This window comes from Mesorhizobium sp. M0701 (assembly GCF_040320365.1).
In the GTDB taxonomy this organism is placed as follows: Bacteria; Pseudomonadota; Alphaproteobacteria; order Rhizobiales; family Rhizobiaceae; genus Mesorhizobium.
This window is the reverse complement of sequence record NZ_JAMYPO010000041.1, coordinates 1-18,670: the sequence shown is the minus strand read 5'-3', so window position 1 is coordinate 18,670 and position 18,670 is coordinate 1. Positions and strand designations below refer to the sequence as shown.

At 61.8% G+C, this 18,670-nt stretch carries 17 protein-coding genes and 2 pseudogenes; 12 read left to right on the top strand and 7 right to left on the bottom strand.

Annotation, left to right across the window (positions count from 1 at the left end; all coding sequences use genetic code 11):
* Positions 1-172 precede the first annotated feature (172 nt).
* The 9 genes and pseudogenes from NKI24_RS28120 (at position 173) to NKI24_RS28080 (ending at position 4,881) form a co-directional block, all read left to right on the top strand.
* Positions 173-1,114, top strand: coding sequence for a DUF2493 domain-containing protein (locus NKI24_RS28120; RefSeq protein ID WP_352749996.1), 942 nt, complete (start codon positions 173-175; stop codon positions 1,112-1,114).
* 62 nt (positions 1,115-1,176) lie between these two features.
* Positions 1,177-1,437 carry a type II toxin-antitoxin system prevent-host-death family antitoxin gene (locus NKI24_RS28115; RefSeq protein WP_352518109.1) on the top strand — a complete coding sequence of 87 codons (261 nt, stop codon included), beginning with the start codon at positions 1,177-1,179 and terminating at the stop codon, positions 1,435-1,437.
* Positions 1,427-1,824 (top strand): annotated as a pseudogene (locus tag NKI24_RS28110) (hypothetical protein). Before NKI24_RS28115 ends, NKI24_RS28110 begins: the two are co-directional and overlap by 11 nt.
* Before the next feature lie 158 nt (positions 1,825-1,982).
* The gene (locus NKI24_RS28105) at positions 1,983-2,264 is read left to right on the top strand and encodes a type II toxin-antitoxin system TacA family antitoxin (protein ID WP_352749995.1); all 282 of its coding nucleotides are present in this window, start codon (positions 1,983-1,985) and stop codon (positions 2,262-2,264) included.
* Positions 2,264-2,773, top strand: coding sequence for a GNAT family N-acetyltransferase (locus NKI24_RS28100; RefSeq protein ID WP_352749994.1), 510 nt, complete (start codon positions 2,264-2,266; stop codon positions 2,771-2,773). The genes NKI24_RS28105 and NKI24_RS28100 overlap by 1 nt, the downstream gene beginning before the upstream one ends.
* Before the next feature lie 182 nt (positions 2,774-2,955).
* The gene (locus tag NKI24_RS28095; RefSeq protein ID WP_352749993.1) at positions 2,956-3,198 is read left to right on the top strand and encodes a hypothetical protein; all 243 of its coding nucleotides are present in this window, start codon (positions 2,956-2,958) and stop codon (positions 3,196-3,198) included.
* A gap of 43 nt (positions 3,199-3,241) precedes the next feature.
* Positions 3,242-3,487, top strand: a complete 246-nt coding sequence (locus tag NKI24_RS28090) for a hypothetical protein (RefSeq protein ID WP_352749992.1) — start codon at positions 3,242-3,244, stop codon at positions 3,485-3,487.
* A gap of 712 nt (positions 3,488-4,199) precedes the next feature.
* A complete protein-coding gene (locus NKI24_RS28085; RefSeq protein ID WP_023803002.1) occupies positions 4,200-4,523 on the top strand; it encodes a DUF736 domain-containing protein in 324 nt (107 codons plus the stop codon).
* A gap of 58 nt (positions 4,524-4,581) precedes the next feature.
* Positions 4,582-4,881, top strand: coding sequence for a hypothetical protein (locus tag NKI24_RS28080; protein ID WP_352722241.1), 300 nt, complete (start codon positions 4,582-4,584; stop codon positions 4,879-4,881).
* 372 nt (positions 4,882-5,253) lie between these two features.
* On the opposite strand, the gene NKI24_RS28075 is transcribed toward NKI24_RS28080, so the two are convergent.
* From NKI24_RS28075 to NKI24_RS28055, 5 genes are read right to left on the bottom strand one after another with little or no spacing between them, the layout of a single operon-like run.
* Positions 5,254-6,054 carry a hypothetical protein gene (locus NKI24_RS28075; RefSeq protein ID WP_352693583.1) on the bottom strand — a complete coding sequence of 267 codons (801 nt, stop codon included), beginning with the start codon at positions 6,052-6,054 and terminating at the stop codon, positions 5,254-5,256.
* On the bottom strand, positions 6,051-6,473 hold the full coding sequence (locus NKI24_RS28070; RefSeq protein ID WP_352693581.1) for a hypothetical protein: 423 nt from the start codon (positions 6,471-6,473) through the stop codon (positions 6,051-6,053). Before NKI24_RS28070 ends, NKI24_RS28075 begins: the two co-directional genes overlap by 4 nt.
* Positions 6,470-7,552, bottom strand: a complete 1,083-nt coding sequence (locus tag NKI24_RS28065) for an AAA family ATPase (RefSeq protein WP_352749991.1) — start codon at positions 7,550-7,552, stop codon at positions 6,470-6,472. The genes NKI24_RS28070 and NKI24_RS28065 overlap by 4 nt, the downstream gene beginning before the upstream one ends.
* 7 nt (positions 7,553-7,559) lie before the next feature.
* Positions 7,560-9,605, bottom strand: a complete 2,046-nt coding sequence (locus NKI24_RS28060; protein ID WP_352749990.1) for a type IV secretory system conjugative DNA transfer family protein — start codon at positions 9,603-9,605, stop codon at positions 7,560-7,562.
* Between the two features lie 20 nt (positions 9,606-9,625).
* Positions 9,626-10,396: a conjugal transfer protein TraD gene (locus NKI24_RS28055; protein ID WP_352749989.1), complete on the bottom strand. Its 771-nt coding sequence runs from the start codon at positions 10,394-10,396 to the stop codon at positions 9,626-9,628.
* Here NKI24_RS28055 and NKI24_RS28050 point away from each other — a divergent pair.
* The gene (locus tag NKI24_RS28050) at positions 10,396-13,836 is read left to right on the top strand and encodes an AAA family ATPase (RefSeq protein WP_352749988.1); all 3,441 of its coding nucleotides are present in this window, start codon (positions 10,396-10,398) and stop codon (positions 13,834-13,836) included. The genes NKI24_RS28055 and NKI24_RS28050 overlap by 1 nt on opposite strands.
* Positions 13,837-14,185: 349 nt before the next feature.
* Here NKI24_RS28050 and NKI24_RS28045 read toward each other — a convergent pair whose 3' ends face one another.
* Positions 14,186-15,214 (bottom strand): alpha/beta hydrolase family protein, encoded by a 1,029-nt coding sequence (locus NKI24_RS28045; protein WP_352749987.1) that lies wholly within the window; start codon positions 15,212-15,214, stop codon positions 14,186-14,188.
* A 722-nt stretch (positions 15,215-15,936) separates the two neighbouring features.
* On the opposite strand from NKI24_RS28045, the gene NKI24_RS28040 reads away from it, so the two are divergent.
* Entirely contained in the window at positions 15,937-16,278 is a 342-nt protein-coding gene (locus NKI24_RS28040) for a hypothetical protein (RefSeq protein ID WP_352749986.1), read from the top strand.
* Between the two features lie 517 nt (positions 16,279-16,795).
* On the opposite strand, the gene NKI24_RS28035 is transcribed toward NKI24_RS28040, so the two are convergent.
* Positions 16,796-17,710: a LysR family transcriptional regulator gene (locus NKI24_RS28035; protein ID WP_352749985.1), complete on the bottom strand. Its 915-nt coding sequence runs from the start codon at positions 17,708-17,710 to the stop codon at positions 16,796-16,798.
* 60 nt (positions 17,711-17,770) lie between these two features.
* Between NKI24_RS28035 and NKI24_RS28030 the strand changes: the two are divergent.
* Positions 17,771-18,670, top strand: a pseudogene (locus NKI24_RS28030) (aldo/keto reductase); the annotation flags it as partial.

Below are 18,670 nucleotides of genomic sequence, written 5' to 3'. Positions count from 1 at the left end.
GCCGCGCCCGCGGCCTGCCCGAGAGGCGACCCCTGCCACGCCCCGGTCACGGCCGCAACGGCGGCGCCGTCCTCCTCTTGCGCTCCGGCCTTCGGTGCGGCCGCGTCCGGGGCGCGGCCGGGATGCGCTGTCAGGCCGCGATGGGCGCGGCCACAACCGACGGAGACACGCCATGACCTACGAGCTTCCTCTCGACGACGCCTACGAGCCCTACCACGCCTCCTCGCCGACCGACCGCGTCATCCTCGAACTGCAGATGTACGGCCACCGTCCGCATCAGGACGAACCTGATCCTCGGCCACTTCCCGATGACGAGGTGATCCGGACTGGCCTCGCCGGGATCGTCGAGACCTTGGCCGGCATGCTCGGCGACACCAGGCTCGAACCCGATCTCGACGACCTGCTCTGGTCGTTCGCAAACGTCTTCCACCGTGCCGCCGAGCGCGTCGCCCGCAGCCTCGACCGCAACGAGGAGGCGCAGCGCTTGAGCCAGCAGGAACAGGACGGTTCCGAGGTGAAGTCGGTCGAGCTGGAACGGCTCACCGCCGAGGGCATCACCTACATCGAGCGCCGCAACGTGCTGGAAATCATGCGTGACGAGGCCGCCGACCTCTACGAGGCGCAGACCGGATCGGCATGGCGGCCGCGCACCGGCTCCAAGGTCAGCCACCAGGCGATGACCGCGGCAGTGATCGACTCCAGAGACTTCCTCGCCGCCCGCCGCCACGCCGAAACCGAGGTGCTTGTTCCCGCCGGCACCAAAATCGCCTTCGCCGGCGGCCTCGACTGCAACGATCACGACCGGATCTGGGACGCGCTCGACAAGGCCCGCGAGAAGCATCCCGACATGGTCCTGCTGCACGGCGGCAGCCCGCGCGGCGCCGAGCGTATCGCCGCCTGCTGGGCCGAGAACCGGAAGATCACCCAGATCGCCTTCAAGCCGGACTGGAACCGACACGCCAAGGCGGCTCCGTTCCGCCGCAACGACCAGCTTCTCTCCGTGGTGCCCTACGGCCTCATCGTCTTCCCCGGCTCCGGGATCACCGACAACCTTGCCGACAAGGCCCGTCTGCTCGGCATCCCCGTGTGGCGGTTCGCGGAGGGCGGCGCGTGAGCGCCGTTTTCTTGCAAATCAAGAAAATCTGGATAATATGGAGATCGACAAGGAGTACAGCCATGCGTCAGTTCACGACAGGGGATCTCAACAAGCAGGTTGGCGACGTCACCGACGTTGCCAGCCGCGAACCCGTTATTCTCACCAAGCACCGCAAACCCCGGTTCGTGCTGATGAGCTACGAGCACTACGAACGGATGCGCATCGGCAGTGATCCCCGCCGCGCATACCATGTCTCCGAGATGCCGGAGGAACACACGGAACTCTTCGCCGCCGAGATCGACCGACTAGCGCGCGGGGAAGGATACGATGATGAGCGGTAGATTTCTGCCTGGTCAGGTGATCTCCTACCCGTATCTTTGGGCATGGCAACACGAGCGCGGCGAAACGGAAGGCCGCAAGAGCCGGCCGACCTGCGTGGTCATCGCTGTCGGCGGCGCAAGAGATGGCCTGACCCATCCCAGCCACCGCCCGGCGATCGGGTCGGTTTGGAAGTCTCCGCTATCGAGTGCCGCCGCGCCGGTCTGACCGATCTCAAACGCTGCTGGATCGTGGTTGACGAATACAACTACGATATTGCCGAACGCTCCTGGTACATCGAATCCGACGGTAAGCCCCTCGGTCGTTTCAGCAAGGCATTCATGATGAAGATCGCAGGCGCCTTTATCGAAGCGCGCAGCGAAGGCCGCCGCGTCAGCCGTCTGGATTGACGTTCTCTTTTCGCAGCAGGGAGCATACCTCGGATCGGATCAGTCCGCCGTTTCCGCATGCCTGTACGCCGGTCGCAGGAACAGGAATGTTCGTCACGCAAATCCGGTGTCATGCTGCATTGCACCGACGTATATCCATTCCAGCACAGGAACGCACCATGGCTGCCGCCGCAAATAGGAAGATATCCGTCTCGATGCGGTTTCGCAGCGATGATCTCACCATCATCGACCGCGGCGCGCAGTTGCTCGGCCTGTCGCGCACGGAGTTCATGCGGGGCGCAGCACTCCACGAGGCGCAGGCGGCCATCCTCAACGAAACCGTCATCCGCGTGTCCCCGGAAGCCTATGACGCCTTCATGCAGGCGATCTCAGCCCCGGCCGCTGCGCCCCCGCCGAAGGCGACCGAGCGGCTGCGTCGGCCCCCGTTCTGGAACCGCTAGTGGCGCTTTCAGGCATCGAACTCCTCGATGACGCGCACAGCCTCGACAGCTTCAATTGCGGCAAGTCGGCGCTCAATGCTTGGATGGCCGGCTTCGCGCGAACGAACCAGGCCCGCGGGTTTACCCGCGTCCTGGTCATTCACGACGAGGGAACAGTCGTCGACTATTACGGCCTCGCGCCGGGCGTGATCCAGCCAAACAGCGCACCGCGCGCTATCCGCACCGGACGCACGCCCGATCCCATCCCCTGCCTGCTGATCGGACAACTCGCCGTCAGCCACCGCCATTCCGGGCAAAGCGTCGGCAGCGGCCTGGTCAAGGACGCGCTGCATCGCTGCGTCGCCAGCGCGGACATCGTCGGCGGCCGCGCGGTGGTGGTGCGGGCGATAGACGCCGAGGCCGAGCGCAACTGGCAGAGCTGGGGCTTCATTCCCGCGCGGGACAATCCGTCGGTGCTCATGCGCTCGATCCAGGACGTGAGTCTCTGGCTGGCCGACAAAGGCCACTAGCTCCACGCGCGTAGCGCCTCCGGCAGCGGCAGGGTCCGGGCGCGCCGGCCTGCGTCCGGCCGGGCTCTAGTCGCGGCGTCCCGCCGCTCCCCGAGCCTTCGGGTGACGATCCCTCGCGTAGGGCTAGAGGGAGAGGGCGGCCGGCGCGGGGCGGGGGACGCTGGAGAGAAGGGAAAGTCACGATGTCGATGATATTCGTAGGTGGATCACGCGAGATATTCGAGCTGCCGGAACCTGCTATCGCTCGCATCGGCGCAATCGTTGCTGCCGAGCACGGCGTGCTGATTGGCGACGCGCCCGGAGCCAATGCCGAGGCGCAGGGCCTGCTCGCTGGCTACGGCTACGAACATGTCGGGGTCTTCCATGCGGGCAAGGAACCCCGCAACTCTGGGCGGCTGGGCTGCCTACCATGTTCCTGCTCCTGAGGGCGCCGAAGGATACTGGGTCCACGCCGCCAAGGACCGGGAGATGGCGCGGCGCGCCGACTTTGGCATGATGGTCTGGGACGGCGCATCACCCGGTACGGCCGTCAACGTATTTCGGCTCGCCATCGCGAACAAGCCGTTCGTCATTTACGATTTGGCCAGGGGCAGCATGGCGACCACGTACAATGTGCAAGACTGGTGCGCCATGCTGCGCCATGTCGATCCGGACATTCGCCGCCAGGCCGAAGCCCGCATGACGCCGGACGAGCGTCTGGCGGTGCCAGGATGATGTACGGGCGGTTTCCCCGACAGCCCGGTGGGTCCGATCTCCGATATGCTTGATCCGGCTCCGCGCCCCAACTCCACTTGTATGAACGGCCGGGGCCAACCCTATTTCGAATCCGGCCCACGCGCAGAGCCGCGGGGCATTGTGCAGCATGATCATCTTGACCCGTCTCGCATCTGAAGCGGGTACAAGCGTGCCGAACATCCTGGCTTGCTTGGTCATCCAACCTGGCTGCGAGGCATCGCCACCGTGGGGCGTGAAGTTCGCTGCCAGTCGGCTCCGATCTCGAAACCGCTGTGCCGCCATGCCAAACGCGCAAGGCGGTTCACGCGCCATGCTGCTGTTCGACGTGTTGGCGATGCCGACGACATGACCCGAGAGGCTGCAGCCTGTTCGTGCGATCCGGCAGCGTTGCGTCGGCCAAACGATGGCGGGCTGAGTTCTTTTCCATCTGCCGCATCCGGGGCCATTCCCGTTTCATGTCGCCTTTGTAGACGACCGCCTGCTTTGTGCGGTCAACCCCCGTTGGGGGTACACTCGGCGAAAATTCTGGAACATTCGATTTCTGTTTTTGTCTGCGGACAGGCGAAGGGCCTGCCCGTTATTTCTAGGCAAATAGAATTTTCCAGAATTTTCGCCGAGATGACCGCAGCAGGACGGCCCTCTCCTTTGGCGCCATCGGGAATCGTCCCGATGCAACCGAAGGAGAACTACCATGGCCACCACGATCGCAAACCTCACCACCAAGGCCGACGGCTCGATGGAAGGCGTCTTCGCTACGCTCCGGGTCAATGCCCCGATCACCCTGATCCCGAACACCAACAAGTCGCGCGAGGACGCGCCCGACTACCGGATCGTCAACAAGCGCACGGGCTTCGAGATCGGAGCCGGCTGGCACCGCACCTCTCAGCGTTCGGGCGAGGAATACCTCTCGGTCAAGCTGGAAGCCCCTGAGATCGGCGTCATCTTCGGCAACCTCGCACCCGCCCCGGGCGGCGAGGAGAACAAGAAGGTCATCCTCTGGAACAATCCCCAGTGAGGCATCGGTGGCCGGCTCCGCAAGGGGCCGGCTTCCCCACCGGCAAAAGGAGGTTGCAATGAGCCGCTACACCATCACCGTCAGTGGCACCGTCACCGGACAGGTCCGCTCGGATCCAGACGCCGTCATCGGCTACGACCCACCGCTTCGGACCTACTTCCTGCACGCGTTCCCGCACGATGAAACCGACGAGCCCGGTCTTTGGCTTGGCACCCGCGATCGCGCGTTCGAAGCGCTTGAGGATCTTCGCCATGCAACCATCTTACACGGCTACGATCTCATGCCGCTGCCGGCGGATCTCGCGGCGAAACTCATCGAAGACAAGGCGGCTGTGGCTGATCGGGCGCCGCCTCAATGAGCCCGACTGGGCGAACGTGCCCCAAAAGCCCGGCGACGGTGCGCTCCGTCGCCGGGCTTTTCTCATGCAGAGTGGCTGGAGACCAATGTCTATCAGCCTCAGTGCGGCCGGTCGACAGCGAAACGGACGGGCGTCACGGAGAGAGTGGACGACGCTTTGAATTAGCGCCCAGGTGCAGCACTCGCCGCCGCCGATCATGGACGGATTCATTCGGCCCATCGTCGCCACCCCGTCGACGGCGACGACGGGCGCGGCAGTAGATTGTACCGACCGAAATGGCAGCACCTCGAGGAGGGGCAACAGCAAGGCCAAAATGTTTTCCGGTAACTCCTGGAGGCGGCGATCACCTGAGCAGGTTCTCGCCATGACCTTTTACGACCCCTGGTGCAGCAATTCGCCGCTGTCGATCATGCGCAGGTTCATATCGCCAGGCGTCTTGATGAGCAGTTGAGCGTTGAGAGCACGGAGGTCGCGCGGCTCGGTGCAGGCCAGCCAGGCGCGAAGCTTGTAGAGACCCGGCTGGAGATCGGCGCCAAAGATGAAGGAGACGCTTTTTTGCTCCCTGGCGGGCATCGGGATTTCGCCGTGCTGGGAGCCAATCGAGCGGTCTTCAAGCCAGAGCGAGGCAATGCAGCCGGCATTGACAAAGACGTTGGATCCGGTGGTGGCGCGGTATTCCACGGCGAGCTGCGTGCGGCCGGGCTCTGCAATCTTCAGCCAGCCCTGGAGTTCGACTGAGGTGAGGCCGGTGTAGAGCACACCGTTGCGCGACGGTTCACTGAGGGGAATGGCGCCGCCGATATAGACAAAGCTGCCGACGCTGTCGGCAGGGATATCTGGAAGATTGTCTTTTTTGGCCGGCGCGGCGCGGGCGATGGCGAGCGCGCCCCGCTGGTAACCTTGGCTTGCACCCCCTTCGGAGGAAGCCTGCTTCTTCGCGTCATCGTTGCCGGTGGCGGGCATGCTGTCGTTGCTCTTTGCCGACGCACCGCCCTGTCCGGTGATGCCGAGATGCTCGATCAGCGAATCGAGTTTCTGCTCGATGCGGTCCAACTGCTTCTGGGTTTCTGGCTGCCGGTCTTGCGCCAGTGCGAAGCCGGGGCCCTCGACGAAACTCAATGCTGCGATCCCAATCCCGAGCGCCAGCCCGCCCACACTTTTTCTTTGCATCATGGTGATGATCCTTCCATCGGCACGGTTCCAAAATTGTCGTGCGGCGCTGGCGCCACTTCTATCCCTTGTAGCGGCCGGCCTGGAGCGACAGCAGGCGTTTTCTCGTGCGCCGGCTCCAAGGTTGATCCAGGTGCGGGCGGTTCCGTCGTCTGCGACCCCGCGGCCGAAGACGCATTGCCCTGTTCGAAATTATCCTGATCCGTCGGCGGGGTGCTGGCGTTCTTTCCAGCGTCTGTGGGACGATCGTCGCGCTGGCCGGCGACATCCTGACCGATACTGACAGCCCGAAAGATCAAAGCCAGGACAGCGGCGATCGTGGCATAGCGGAACAGCAGATCGCGCCGGAACAGGGCGGGAACAAGTTTGAGCCAGCGTAGAAGTGTGGCTCGCACAGATGAGAAGAGCGTTTCAGCCGTCATGTGATTGACCCCTGCCGCTCGTATGTCGCCATCGCCGTCTCAATGTCTTCGGGCCCTATGGTCATGATGGCGTCGCGACCGGCATTTCCGACACCCTCACGCGCGAGGCGCATGGCCTGCGCCTCGCGCGTGCCTTCCCAAAGCGTGCGGATTGCGCGGGCATTGCCAAAATGGTCTCCACCTTCCGCCTCCATGCGGACGCAGGCAAGGTTGGCCTGGTCCTCGGCCGCGGCGTCGAGCACAAAGCCTTCGCGGTCGGCGAGGTTACGAAAAATCCCCGCCAGCTCTTCAGCCGAATAGTCCTCGAATATGATTGTCCTGGTGTATCGGGAGCGCAGGCCGGGATTTGAATCCAGGAAGCGGCGCATTTCGCCAGTGTAGCCGGCGGCGATGACACACAATCGATCCCGATAGTCCTCCATCAGCTTCAGCAGCGTGTCGATCGCCTCGCGGCCAAAATCGTTTTTTTGTCCCTCCGGCGCCAGCGCGTAGGCCTCATCGATGAACAGCACGCCATCGAGCGCTGCCTCGACGGCTTGCCGTGTCAGAATCGCGGTCTGGCCGACATAGCCGGCGACGAGCTGGCTGCGATCGGCCTCGACGACATGGCCGGATCGGAGGAGGCCAAGTGCGAAAAGAATCTCGCCCATGAGACGCGCCGCCGTGGTTTTCCCGGTCCCTGGATTGCCGAGGAAAATCAGATGCAGGCTTGGGGGGGCGGCGTTGATGCCGTGGCGCCGACGTTCCTGCTCGGCTTGCAACACGGCTACCAGTTTCCTGACCTCCGCCTTGACGGAGCGCCATCCGGTCATGGCGTCGAGTTCGGCCAGCACCTCATCGAGCGGCCGATGTTTTGATGTCCGGATGGGAAGAGCGGATTTGGTTTCAACGTCTCGCCGATCGTTCCCCTGCAAAAATTTCCGCGATGCCGGCAGGCCATATTTGTCGGCACGCGCCAGCCGCCAGCCCATGACGGTCATCGCGATGAGGAGGATAACGCCGGAATAGGCTTCCAGCAGCGCAAGCACGACGATCAGAACGGCAAGGCCAAGGATGATCGGGATCAGATCGCGCTGCATCTCTTGCTCAACCCGACTGGCTTTGGGGCGCGAAACGGTTGCGCTCGACGCGTGCGACCATTTCGGGCCGGCGAAAATAGATCGCGCGGCCGCAGCGCAGCGGTTGTCTGCCCTGGACGAAAACGAACTGCTCGTCCGCCCGGGCATCGGCGAGGATCTCGGAGACGGTAGCTAACCGCCGGCCGCGTTCCGATCTCTGCTCGGAGGCGCCGGTCGAGGCGGTGCCGATCTCGAGCGGCTTTGCGCTCTTGCCGCGGTTTTTTGTCTCGGAGCTCAGCACGACGCCATGTTCGCCCAGCGCTTCGGAGACAGCGCGAGCCTGGTCGAGCGAGCTGATCGCGGCGTATGATCGCCAGGAAGCGCTTTCGAACCAGGCGCTCTTGCCGCCATCGCCCCATTGTTCGCGCAGCTGGCCTTCGGACTGATAAAGCATGACCAGCGTGATGCCGTATTTGCGACCGGCATCGCGGGCGCGGGCGAGTGAGGTCATGTAGCCAAGACGGGCGACCTCATCGAGCAGGAAGACGACGCGTCCGCCTGGCAAGACGCCGTCGGCCTCATAGACGGCATTGAGCAGGGATCCGACAACGACACGAGCGAGCGCTGGCGTCGATTCCAGCACCTTCATCGGGATGTTGATAAAGAGGTCAAGCTTGCCGGAAACGAGATCAGCAGTGCGAAAACTGTTGCCCGACAGCAGTTTTGCGTAGGCGGGATTGGCGAGCCATTCGGTCTGCTCGCTCATATTGCCGTAAACACCGGAGAACGTCTCGGCCACCAGTCCCATCAATTGGCCGGCGAGATGGCGGGCGCGATGCGAGGAGGAGTGTTCAAAAATGCGGGCTAGCTCGCCCCGCATTTTTGCCTCCGGCAAGGCGAGCCGTTGCGCCAGAGTGACGAGATTGCGTTTGTCGTCGGACAGATTTTTGTCGAAGACGATGTCGGAAAGCAGGGTCTCGACGATGGCCTTGCCGCGGCCCTCGAAGAAGGCTTTGCCGGAGGTGCCGTGCGGCGCATCACGGGTGGCGGTGTGTTTCTCGCCGCAGATCCAGTCGACAACCGCGCGGATGTCGCCGTCGAAGAGGGGCGAATCTTTTGCCAGCCAGTCGAGCGCATTGAAGGCTCCGGTTCCCTTCATCAGGTCGATTGAGATGACACGCCGGCCCATCGCCGTGCGTGCGCCCGTCAGCATCGGCGCCAGCTCGGAGGAGGGATCGAGGGTGACAATCGACCCGCGCCAGGTGAGCAGTGTCGGCACGCAGACGGAGACGGTTTTGTAGGCGCCCGAACCGGCGAAGACGAGGCCGTGGGTGCCGCCCCAGGAGAGATCAAAGGTGAGTAAAGGCGACTTGCCACCCTTGCCCCATGTTTTTGGATCGCGCGGATCAAACTTTTGTCCGCGCCGGGTCGGCGCATCCTGATCGACGCGGTAGGCTTCGCCGATGACGACGCCGCCACGCGGATTGGCTGGCGACTTGGCCGAACCGCCGAACAGGTTTTGTGACTCGCGAATCTCCATCCAGTCGGCGTGGCCAAAGATATCAGAGGAGGCACGCTCAACCGGCTTGACGCTTTGGGCGTGCAGCGATTTTCCCATCAGCACCCTGACGCCGGCCGTGGTCGCGAGAAAGCCGACAACCCCGGCATAGAAGATGGTCGTGTCCGCTGCGTTCAAAATGGCGGACCAGGCATGGGCTGGCCGGTTGCCGAGCAGTCGTGTCGCTTCCGGCCAGACAGTGAAAACCGTTGCGGCGGCCATGCCCAACACGCCGGCGATAGCAGTGAGGGGCAGCACCATACCGGATCGGCGCACCAGGAGAGCCGCCGCCATTGTGATGGCCGGTCCGAGCAGCGCGATCGATGGCCATGCCGCGTAACCAAGTCTGTAGATTACTGATGCCGGCGACAGACCAGTCCGATACCATTCGAGCAAGGCGTCGCCCCACAGCGTGTGGGCATAGCGCCAGGCGGGATACCAGATGACGAGTGGCAAGATGGCGAAGGCTGCCTTGAACAGCGTCTTGACGAGATCGTACGACAGCCGACCGAACATCTTGTCCCCCGGCGTCAGCGCTATGAGCGTTCAGATTTTCGGCCGCGATCCGGCTCCCGATCGGGCTGCTCGGTGGAATGAATGCGCCGCACGCTGCCGTTCTGCTCGGCGGCAAGTGCCGCGACTGCGTCGTGATCGGCCAGCCCTTCCCAGTGCTGCATGACTTTGCTCCAGCGCAGGCCGGCGCCGCGCAGGCGAGTGGCGAAGGGGGTCGGCAGCGGAGCAGGGAAGGTGATGGTCAACGGTTCGTGCGTTGCGTCCTTGCCGACCGCTTCCCGATCGAGCGCGGTTTTGCCGGTCTTGATCCATTCGGTGAGTTGCGCCTTGTCGCGCACGCCCTCGGCCAGCGACAGCAGCCCGCCATAGAGGGCTGCTTCCTCGAGATCGATCAATCCGGCCCGTTCGATGAGGGTCCCGGCCTCGACGAGGCGGCGGGTGCGCTGCTTGCGCTCGTCCGCCTTGAGCCTAGCTTCCTGTTCGGCGAGTTTGGCCCGCTGCTGCTCCAGGCGGCTCAAGCGTTCGGCAAGCGAGGTGCGGGCCATGGCGAGAATCTCCGTTTTTTCCCGTCCGCCAAGCCCGAAGGGATTGTGCCAGCCGGCGCGAGGCTCTTCAACCCCCTTTTGTATATGCCGGAGGCTGCAACCAAGCTTCCTTGGCGTTTTACGCAGTAAGCATCCTGCCAGAGTGCCAACCGTCTGTCGATTAGCCGATTGATGGTTTTTTGCAGACGCAATATGCATTCTTCGAATGCTTGCTTGCGCCGGCGCGCGAGTGATGGCATCCTGCGGCAATGGCCATCGCTTTCGCCCGTGCCCGTTACATCTCCCGATCCGATGGCGGCAGCGCGGTGCGCTCGGCCGCCTACAACGGCCGCGAGGTGATCAAGGCGCAGCGCACCGGGGAGGTGTTTTACTTCAAGCACCGAGAGGCGCCGGAGCATCACGAGGTGCTGTTGCCGGAAGGGGCGCCGTCAGAGCTGGCCTCGAGCAATGCGCTGTGGAATGCGGCCGAGGCCATGGAAAAACGCAAGGACGCGCAGCTGGCGCGCGAGCTCGTGCTGGCGCTGCCGGCCAATCAAGAGCTTGATCATGACGACCGGGTCGAGCTGGCGCGGTCGTTTGCGCAAGAACATTTTGTCTCAAAGGGGCTGGCGGTGCAGCTGGACGTTCATGCGCCGCATGGGGCGGAGAGCGAGGGCGAGCGGGCCAATTACCATGCGCATTTGTTGATCACGACGCGGCGTCTTGGGGAGGAAGGGTTTGCGGCAAAAAAAGCGCGTGATCTCGATCCCGTCATCAAGCGGGGCGGGGGCCGGGCGATCGTGGCGGAAGGCGAGGCGTGGGGCGCGCTGTGGCGCGATCATCAGAACCGCTATTTTGCCGAACAGGGGCTGTCGATCCGGGTGGATGCGACGAGCGCGGTGCCAGAGGAACACATCGGACCGATCCGCATGCGCACGCCGGGTGCGGAGGCCAATGTGCGGGCCGAGCATATCAGGCGGGCGAACGAAGAAGCGGCGCGCGATCCGGAGCATGTGCTGGCTGTTCTGACGCGCAACCAGGCGAGTTTTTCCGAGTACGATCTCGATCGGCATCTGAAAAAACACATTCTCGATGAGAGCGAACGAGCGGATGTGAAGGGCAAAGTGCTCGGCCGTGACGATGTGCTGGCGCTGCATGACCGGGAGACAGGCGAGAGTGTGGGTCGCTGGACAACGCGGGCGGTGCGCGACCAGGAGGTTTTGGCACTTGCTGATGGACGGCGCGTGGCCGGAGGGTCCCATCGCGATGTTGGGGCAAGGGCGCGCGAGCGGCTCGTGTCCGTGCAGGAACTGCGGCCGGATCAGTTGGCCGCGTTCGATCATGCGACGGGGTCCGGCGGGCTAAGAATAGTCGAAGGCCGGGCCGGGACCGGAAAGAGTTTTGCGCTTGGCTCCATCCGCGAGGCGCATGAAGCGGCCGGCTATCGCGTGGTCGGCCTCGCGCCGACCAATGCGGTGGCGCAGACCATGAAGGAGGACGGGTTTGCCAGAAGCTCGACCGTTCATGCCGAACTGTTCCGGCTGAAGAACGGCCGCGCGCAGTGGGACCGGCGCACTTTGGTCGTGGTCGACGAGGCGGCGATGATGGACGCCAAGGTGACCGGCGAAGTGTTGCGCGAAGCGCGGCTGTCGGGTGCCAAGGTTGTGCTGGCCGGGGACGACCGGCAGCTCGGCTCGATCGAGCGCGGCGGGCTGTTCACCGAGCTGAAGAAAGAGCACGGCTCGTCCGAGATAACCCAGGTGACACGCCAGAAGGTCGACTGGCAGAGAGAGGCGGCACGCGATCTGTCGGACGGTCGCTTCGAAGACGCGCTCCGGGCCTTCGCCCGAAACAAGGCGGTGGTATGGACGTCGAAGCAGGATGAATTGCGAGAAAAACTGGTCGAGCGATGGGCCAAGGATTCTGCTTCCAATCCGTCGGCATCGCGGTTCGTGTTTGCCTATACCAACAAGGATGTCGATGCGCTGAACAAGGATCTGCGCGCGGTCCGTCGCGAGCGTGGTGAGTTGGGTAAGGATTTTGTGTTTACGACCAAGCATGGCGAGGCCGCGTTCGCTGTCGGTGACCGGGTGCAGTTCACGGATACGCTGAAAGGCGCCGGCATCTACAATGGCAACGCCGGGACCATCACCGGCATCGACCGGAATTTTGGCCGCATCAGTGTCTCGCTTGATGCGGCGGCAGGCCGGAAAGGGCGAAAGGTCGAGTGGTCTGCGTCGGAGTTTTCTGGATTCCGGCACGGCTATGCCGGCACCATCTACAAGGGCCAGGGCAAGACGCTCGATCATACCTATCTCATGCACACGCATCACTGGCGTGCCGCCTCGAGCTATGTGGCGCTGACGCGGCAGCGTGAGAGCGCGACGATCTTCGTGGCAACGCAGACGGCGCGGGATTTGCGGCAGCTCGCCCGCCAGATCGGCCGCAACGAGATCAAGGCGGCGTCAGTGGCTTATGCAACGCGCGATGAACTCAGCGCGGAACAACGGGCGAAGTTAGACGAGGGACGGGCGGCGGAGAACGCTCGGCCAGCGTTGCATGTTGGGCAAGCTCAGAATGGCCGGGAAAAGGAGGAGCAGCCGATGGCTTCAGTTGTCGAGGAGGCACGCGCGGGCATGCGTCAGGTAGATCCGCGCACACCGGAAATGCAGCCCGGCGCCATTGCCAACGACGCGGAGAGCCAGCGTCGGCTTGGGCATCGAGGCGCGACGCCTGAGCCCGTCGTGGCGCCGAAGTCAAAAAAGGCAGGAGACAGCGATCGTCGTGGGCCAGCCGATGATCGGGCCGTGGCAGGCAAGACCGAAACTCGGCAGTCTGTTCCAGATGCCAGAAATGAAGAGGGGTCGCCCAGCACCACAGCCGATCGGCCAGCGGACGTGAGGGTGCTGATAGTTGCATTCCAGGATGTGAATGCTGATGACGTGCGCCGCGACAGCTTTGGGCGATCGATTGACGAACGGAGCATCGCCGTCGCTGTCAGTCGCGATGCAGATGTACAGCGCGAGCGCGACGCTCGCTCGATCTATCTGGAGACCGCCTATCGTGATCCGAAAGCGGCAACCCAGCGTCTCGATGACATCATCGCGCGAGACGGGCCGACAAGTGCTGCGCGACGTCTATCGGCGGACACCAGCTTGATCGGCGAGCTGCGGGGCAGGGAAGGGTTCTTCGCTGGCGCCAGGGCGAGGGAAGAGCGGACCGACGCTCAACAGGCCGCCGCCGCGATTGGCCCGAACATTGTCCGGACCGCCGAGTACGAGAACCGGGCAGCACAGGCCTATCGCAGTGATGTGGAAAAGCGGATGAGGGCTGATGCGGTGGAGGTAAGGGATGTTTCGGATCGGGCGAAAGCCGCGCTCGGAAAAATTGCAATGGCCAAGGATGATCGCGAGCGGGCCGAAACCTTCAAGATGGTGTCAGCCGATCAGGTGGTCAGTGGGGAGATCGCCACCTTCAGGAAATCGATTGAAGCCCGTTTCGGTGAAGACGGCGCACGCGAAATCGCTCGTGCGACAGCCTCGGGCAAATCGTTTGAACATCCATCCGTGCCGAAATCCGATCAGGTCAGGTTGGGCGAGGCCGCGGCTCTCTATTCCGCAGCCCGATCTGGTGAAGTCGCGTCCAGACAAGAGGCCGAAACTGAACGTCTTGCAGCGCGAGAGTCTCAGTCGACACGGCTGAAGCAGTAGGGAAGCGCCGGGGGAGGCCGGCTGTCGTTATCCCGTCGGCGTCGCAGGCCGCGGCGAATGACTACTCTCTAAGCAAGGTGGTCGTTCATTGTCACAAGTGGGCCCGGTACAGTTCAGAGCTGCAGATCCGCAATCGGCGAGTTGCCAAAGATGCTCTTGTACTCTCGGCTGAACTGCGAGGGGCTGAGGCCGCGCGATGCACCTTCAGGAGCCGGGCGACCTCGGCCGGCTTGATATCGTCGTTGATGAGCTGTCGCGCATGCGCGACCTGGTCGGGGGAGGGCAGGGGAGGGACCGAACCGCATCCCGCGCGCCCTGGCCGCGATCCGGCGCGGAGCCATCAAATAGCTCAAACTTCGCTAAAGTCGTAGCGAAACCCGCGAACCTCCCAAAGCTCTGACAGGGTCGGGGTTTCTTTCAAAAAACGAAGAACCTTCCGAGCCGCGATCAAATTGTAGGGGAACATTCCAATAGATGAGTGCCCACAATTCAGCCGCACGACCTCAGGTGGAAGATTGCACTTCGCCAGCAACTCAATGAGACGCTCAGAGCCTCCTGGGCGGGCAACCGTATCGTCCTTACCGAGCAAGAACATCAAATCCAGACGAGGACGTGTAAGGCCGAAAAGATGCTTCTCTAGATCGATGAGACCCCAAGCGGTTCTTAGTCCTTCCAGTGATATGGACGGTTCAATACGACGACGTAAGGCCGTCATGGTCTCCGCAGTCCAGACGAGATCAGCAGGGCTTCCCGGCGATACCATGAGAACCGCCTTATCAACCTTCTGCTCTTGGGCAGCAACGAGACCCGCAACAGTGCCACCCAAACACATCCCTACAACCGAGATTTTCTGATAGCCCTGACTATAAAGCCAACGAACAATCTTACGGCCATCTAGGACAGCCTGTCTCATCGACTGGACGGTGCGCCCTAAATTCGCGTTGAAAAGTTTTTCCTCAGAATAGTCATTCGAAGCCCGCCCAAAATGATACGGAAGTGTAGCTTCAATAACCGTTATGCCCTTTCCAGCGAAGTATTTGGAAAATGCCGGATACCGGCTCCGAGCATACCAATGATGAAACACAACAAGCGCATGTTGTTTCAATCCACTGTCGGTAACAACGCATTCAAACGTGTTGTTCGCCTCGTCTTCAGTTGAAATATCAGATTGGAAGGTAACACTATCCGCTCCCTCCCTTAACGGAGCAGCCGGCAATATAGGCGCGAAAAACACCTCGCCTTTGGAAATTTCATTGAAGACCAATTCGTCAGAACCATCATGAAAAAATGGAATCAGCTTATCATGAATACGCCTCTGACGTTCTAATGATCTCAGGATGTGCTTACGATCATAACGGCGCGCTAGATAACGGAACATTTTCTCTCCTTTTTCTTTGCAGGTTGGAAACCTTTCATCATGAAACCAAAGCTGAAATCCCGCCGTACTTCATTCACCAGACAAAGGGGCGGCTGGACATCCCTCCACACTATTTAGCGCTCGATAAAGGGTTGCTCGATGCACGTCGGAATGGGGCTGCCAGGTGCTCCTATGTCTATCCGGCGACTGGCAGGGTACCCCCTCGTGCCATCCGCCAATTTACAAGTTGATTGCGGCGATGGAAGCCCCGGGTTTTAACTGGCCATCTGTCCGCAAGCCAACTCAAGCGCCGCGAAATTTGAGAAGTATGAGGATTGTCCGTCTGGCTGGCAAGCGGTTGGCGCCAACTCCGACCGGCCCGGACTGGGTCAAGAACGGAGCATCTGCCGCATCTCATCCGATAGGCTCACGTTGCCCGTCGTTGTGAAAGACAGCGGCCTCGGCGGGTATCATGGAGACGGATCTCGACAGGTCCAAATCGAAATCGACGGTAAGGTGGTTGCAGCAACAATCCAGACCGCGGGGAACGATCGAGGGCAATCCCTTGGGAATGGCCCCACCTACTACACCTTCCCTCGACCGGTGCGCGGAAATCCCTGGTTCATCGAGTATGATGACGCGAACGGCGTGCGCCAGAAAAGCTGGTTCAATCTCAACATGCCATGAGCCAGGCGATCACGCAGGACGAGGTACTATGGGGTCGTAATTCAGGGAGGTTTGTAATGTTCAAGGCGCTTCTCCTGTCCACTGTGATTTTGAACACAGGCGCAGTGTTGACGGCGGCTGGTCAGAGCGACAAGCCGCGATCAAGCGTGGACAATCCTATGTGGCCCGCTTCACTGAAATGGGACTGCAGGACGGCTGCCAAAATCGTGTGTGAGCGTGATGGCGGTTGCTCAGTGGCTGAGGAGCACACTGGTTTTGTGCTGAATTACGGCAGCAACGAAGCTGAGTTCCCGGCCAGCAATGTCAGGATCAAACGCCACTATCAACAGACCGTGCAGGCAAATCCTTTGCAGCAGGAAGCTAAAGTCGAACTGGCCGACAATCGCGTCTTTGGCTGACGGCCGTGGATGCCAGCCGCACTTATTCGAAAGCGTGGGTCGGCGCACTGAGTGAGTTGAAGGGCGGCGCGGTACTCATGGAATCTGAGGGCGTCTATTGCATGCCGCACAAGTGAGTGCGCCGAGAGAGCAGGCGAGCGAAGCCGATGGTCTGACCTGGGACGCCGACCCCCCCGGGCGTTCCAGAAAAAGTGGGTCATCCCGTCCGGTTTCATTAGACGATGAGACGATCTTGAGTAAGAATGATCTTCTGAAACGGAACGTCGAGTAGGAGTTACTGATGTAGAACTGATCTGCTTGCATATCGATAACCATAAGACTTGCAGCGAGTGTCAGGCATACGTACGTGGGATACTTAAGAAATTTCAACTTCGTCTGATGAAAGTCGCGTAATCTATCTTATGGAACTATAAGGTCTGATTTGAAAAACATTTCGTTAGCCATCGACCACGGAGCAAATTCTTCAAGTTGCGGCAATTACAAAAGCGCCGGATCCGGCCTTTTTTCGAAGTCATGGCTATTGTAAACCGCTGTCGGATCTCCTCGCATCCGTCAGGAGTTCCAGAAACGCCTTTGGGGCGTGATCTGGCGGCCAATCACTCGTGCCGTCGCCGGCGGCGTAGGCTACGACGAGTTCCCAGCAGATCTCCGTTTGCGCAATCGGGGTGATGTGGAGCGTGGAGCGCCGTGCTTCAGCGATGGCTTCCGGAACAAGGGCGATCCCGAGGCCGCGCGCGACCAGTTCCAGGAGCGTTTCAAGGTCGCTAACCTCGAAGACGGTGCGACGCTCTATGCCGGCCTCCAGAAAAGCGCGGTCCACGAGTTTCCGCGTCCCCCACTCCGGCTCGAAATCGACGAATGGTTCGCCTTTCAACGCGGAGAGCGACACCTCGTCACCGCCCGCCAGGTCGTGATCGAGTGCGCAGATCACGACGAGAGATTCACAAGCAATCATGGTTGTCGCGATGCCGACTGGCGGCTCGCATAGAGGCAAAAACGCAAGGTCAATTCGCCCGCTTCTGATCTTCTCCAGAAGATGGGTCGAGCTTCCCTGGCAGAGCCGGACCTCGATACCTGGGTGCTGCGCATGGAACCGCGCGAGCAGCGACGGCAGATCCAGAAAAGCCGGGAGACTCTGCACGGTGCCGATAGTGAGCGTGCCTTGATCCAGTCCCTTTATCGCCGCCACGGTGTCGCGAGCTTCGCGCACCGCTTCAAGTGCCGCTCGCGCCTTGTCGAGGAAGACACGGCCGGTGGTCGTAAGCCGTACCTGTCGCGTACTGCGAATGAAGAGCTGAGCGCCGAGCTCCTCCTCGAGAGCCCGGATGGAAACCGACAGAGCCGATTGGACAATATTCACCCGCTGGGCGGCCCGGGTGAAATGGTTCTCCTCGGCGACCGCCACGAAATGCTGCAACTGGCGCAGTTCCATGATTGCCATCCTATTAAGGCATTAAACTGATCAATAGCATCTCAATTATCCATTGGAAAGATGGACGGAGATTTCTCACGTTGCGTGCACATAGGAGAATGCATCATGGATACGCTTCAACAATCGACATCCCTCGCCAAGGCACTCCCGACCCGCCGCTTGGGTCGCACCGACATGGAGATCACCCGTGTCGGGTTCGGCGCCTGGGCGATCGGCGGAGCCGATTGGGCCGTTGGTTGGGGTGCACAGGACGATGGCGACTCGATCACTGCAATACGGCATGCGGTGGAACGCGGTATCAATTGGATCGACACGGCGGCTATTTACGGCCTCGGCCACTCGGAAGAGGTCGTGCGTCAAGCGCTCGCTGAGATCCCGGCCAATGAGCGGCCTTACGTTTTCAGCAAGTGCGGCCTCATCTGGGACGAAAACGATCGCCAAGCGCTCCCCAGCAAAGTAGGCGCGCCCGCAAGCATCCGCCGCGAGGTGGAAGCCTCGCTGAAGCGCCTCGGGGTTGCGCGCATCGATCTCTACCAGATGCACTGGCCGGCCGAAGATGGCACGCCGCTCGAAGTATATTGGCAAACGCTCCTCGACCTGAAGAAGGAGGGAAAGGTCCGTGCCATCGGCCTTTCAAATCATAGTGCCGCGCAGTTGGACACGGCCCAGAGCCTCGGCCATTGTCGACACGTTGCAGCCGCCGTTCTCCGCGATTCGTCGCGATGTCGCCCAGGCCGAACTGCCCTGGTGCCACGCTCATGAGACTGGCGTCATTGTGTACAGTCCCATGCAATCCGGCCTTCTCACCGGCGGCTTCTCCGTCGCGCGCGCCCGGGCCCTGCCGAAAGACGACTGGCGATCCCGCAATGCGGAATTTTCCGGCGAAAAGCTTACCCGCAACCTGGCGTTCGCCGGTGCCTTAATACCGATCGCCGAGCGTCACAGCACGAGCGTTGCCGC